Annotated in this window: 4 protein-coding genes; 1 reads left to right on the forward strand and 3 read right to left on the reverse strand. The window is 65.2% G+C overall.

The window, feature by feature from the left end:
- From EN925_RS30600 to EN925_RS30610, 3 genes are all read right to left on the reverse strand, one after another.
- Positions 1–562, reverse strand: a 562-nt coding sequence (locus EN925_RS30600) for an ABC transporter permease (protein WP_164894489.1), incomplete at its 3' end; no start/stop codon positions are given.
- The gene (locus EN925_RS30605; protein WP_027160565.1) at positions 559–1,272 is read right to left on the reverse strand and encodes an ABC transporter ATP-binding protein; all 714 of its coding nucleotides are present in this window, start codon (positions 1,270–1,272) and stop codon (positions 559–561) included. The genes EN925_RS30600 and EN925_RS30605, both read right to left, overlap by 4 nt.
- A 4-nt stretch (positions 1,273–1,276) precedes the next feature.
- Positions 1,277–2,569 carry an efflux RND transporter periplasmic adaptor subunit gene (locus tag EN925_RS30610; RefSeq protein ID WP_127369570.1) on the reverse strand — a complete coding sequence of 431 codons (1,293 nt, stop codon included), beginning with the start codon at positions 2,567–2,569 and terminating at the stop codon, positions 1,277–1,279.
- A 101-nt stretch (positions 2,570–2,670) separates the two neighbouring features.
- On the opposite strand from EN925_RS30610, the gene EN925_RS30615 reads away from it, so the two are divergent.
- The coding region (locus EN925_RS30615; protein ID WP_164894490.1) for a PhzF family phenazine biosynthesis protein at positions 2,671–2,884 on the forward strand (214 nt) is incomplete at its 3' end.

Here is a 2,884-nt window from a genome sequence, read left to right on the forward strand (position 1 = left end):
GGCCGATGATCTTGCAGGAGGTGCGGTTGACGCGGATGATCTCGCCCTCGGGATCGCCAGCGCCGAAGAATTGTTGGCGCACCGTCTCGCCGATCAGGCACACGCCGGTGCCCGAGCGGGTTTCGGAATCGCTGAACGGGCGGCCCGACACCAGTTTCCAGTCGCGCGCATCGAGATAGGCGCTGTCGGTGCCGGTGACGCCCGAGGTCAGGCTCTCGGTGCCGAAGATGACCCGGACCTGCTTTTGCGAAGCCGGCGAAATGGCGCGGGCGCCAGTCAGATGCGCAACCAGCGCCGCCAGCTCCTTTTCGGCCAGCGGACGCACCACCTGGTCGAGCCCGCCCGGGCCACCGGGACCGGCCGGGCGACCGGAGCGGACGACCAGCAGATTGCTGCCGAGCTTGGAGATGTCGGCCTTGACCTTCTGCGTGGTGCCCGAGCCGATGGTGAGCATGGCAATGACGGCGGCAACGCCGATGACGATGCCGAGCAAGGTCAGGAACGAGCGCAGCACGTTGCGGCGGATCGAGCGCAGCGACAGGCGGACGGTTTCCCAGATCATGGTTGTGCGATCTCCAGCTTCCTGGAATCAGAGGCGACGTGGCCGTCGAGGAAGCGGATGGTGCGTTCGGCATAGTCGGCGACATCGGCCTCGTGGGTGACCATGGCGATGGTTAGGCCAAGCTCCTTGTTGAGCCGCGTCAGCAACTCCATGATCTCGTGCGTGCGGGCGGTGTCGAGATTGCCGGTCGGCTCGTCGGCGACGAGCAGCGTCGGCCGCGTGACGATGGCGCGCGCGATCGCCACGCGCTGCTGCTGGCCGCCGGACAGTTCGGCCGGCGTGTGGTGCTCGCGGCCGACAAGGCCGACCTCCGCCAGGGCCTGCATGGCAAGGTCGCGGCGCTCGCGGGCGGCCACGCCGCGATAGATCAGCGGCAGTTCGACATTTTCGGCCGCCGTGGTGCGGGCCAGCAGATTGTAACCCTGGAAGACGAAGCCGACATAGAGGTTGCGCAGCATGGCGCGGCGGTTGCGGTCGAGGCGGCCGGCGTCGATGCCCATGAAGGAATAGGTTCCGGCCGTCGGCGTGTCGAGGCAGCCGATGATGTTCATCGCCGTCGACTTGCCGGAGCCGGACGGCCCCATGATGGCGACGAATTCGCCACGCCGGATGGCGAGGTCAATGCCGGCCAGCGCATGCACCTTGGCCTCGCCCTGGCCATAGCTCTTCCAGACCTTGTCGAAGGTGATGAGGGCAGCACCGGCAGCCACGGTATCAGCTCCGCTGCTGCGACGCGGTGATGACCTGTGCGCCTTCGTCGAGGCCAGAAATGATCTCGGTCAGTTCGCCGTCGGTCGAGCCGATCTTGACGTTGACCGGGTGCGGACGCCCGTTCTCCAGCACATAGAGCGTGCGCGAGCCGTCGGTGGGCACTGTGGCGGCCTGGCGCTGGCGGTTGCCGCCGGGGCGGCCCATGCGGCCGGTGAACAGGTCGCTGAGGCTCCAGCCGCGTGCGGCCTGTTGGGCAGGACGATAGCGGAAGGCGGTGGCCGGTACGGTGAGCACGTCCTTGGCCTGCTTGGTGACGACCGAAACGGTGGCGGTCATGCCGGGCCGCAGCAGCAGCTCGTTGTTGTCGACCTCGAGCCGCGCATTGTAGGTGACGACGCCGTCAGTGGTGACCGAGGCATAGGAGATGTCTCGGATCTCGGCATCGAACGGCCGCTCGGGGAAGGCATCGACGGTGAAGCGGGCATGCTGGCCGGATTTGACCGCACCGATGTCGGCCTCGTCGACCGCCGCCACCAGTTCCATGTTCCTGAGATCGGCGGCGATGATGAACAGCACCGGCGCCTGCAGCGAGGAGGCGACCGTCTGGCCGGGATCGACCGAGCGCGTCAAAACGATGCCGTCGATCGGCGCATAGATGGTGCTCTTGGCAAGGTCGGTCTGCTGCGCCTTGAGGTCGGCCTGGGCGATGGCGAGGTTGGCCTGCGCACTGTCTAGAGCTGCCTTGGAACGGTCGCGCGTGGCGGTTGCTGCTTCAAGCGACTGGTCGGTCGCCATGCCGCGCCTGGTCAGTTCGGCGGCGCGCACCAGCGCCTTCTCGTTTTCGGCCAGCGTAACCGTGGCGTCCTCGACATTGGCGGCGGCGGCCTTGGCCGAAGCTTCGGCGCGCTCGATCTGGACTTCGAGTTTCACCGTGTCGAGTGTCGCCAGCACGTCACCCTTCTTGACCTGCTGGTTCTCCTCGGCCGAGACCGAGCGGATGATGCCGGACAGTTCGCTTGAAATATCGACTTGGGTGAGTGGTTGCAGCGTGCCGGTCGCCGACACCGCGACTGTGAGGTCGGCCTTGGCGGCAGGCACTGTGGTGTAGTCAATCCTGGCCGGCGAGCCGGCATACCATTGATAGACGCCAAGCGCGGCGACGAGCACGATCAGCGCCAGCAACGCATAGAGCCACCCACGACGGCGCGATCTGCGCCGGCCTGTCTGGTCGAGCCCAAGCGCCGTCTCGATGGCGGAATCCGATTCCGTCTTTGGCAGATTGACAATCTGGTCCACGCTGGACCCCTATAATGCGCAATGTCCCTATCTGTGCACAGATCAGGCTTACCGGTTCAAATATCAAATTAAATTTCGCCCATGTTGGGATTGAGGCAGGAATGAAAACCCGGAATTACTTGCTTTACGATGTGTTTACGACCGAGCGACTGGCCGGCAATCCTTTGGCCGTCGTGCTGGACAGCAAGGGATTGGACACGGCCGCGATGCAGGCCATCGCGCGCGAATTCAACCTGTCCGAATCGGTGTTCGTCCTGCCGCCGGACAATCCCAAGCACACAAACCGCATCCGCATCTTCCCGCCCGACTATGAAA

It is taken from the genome of Mesorhizobium sp. M7A.F.Ca.US.006.04.2.1, from assembly GCF_004022915.1.
Lineage (GTDB): Bacteria > Pseudomonadota > Alphaproteobacteria > Rhizobiales > Rhizobiaceae > Mesorhizobium > Mesorhizobium ciceri.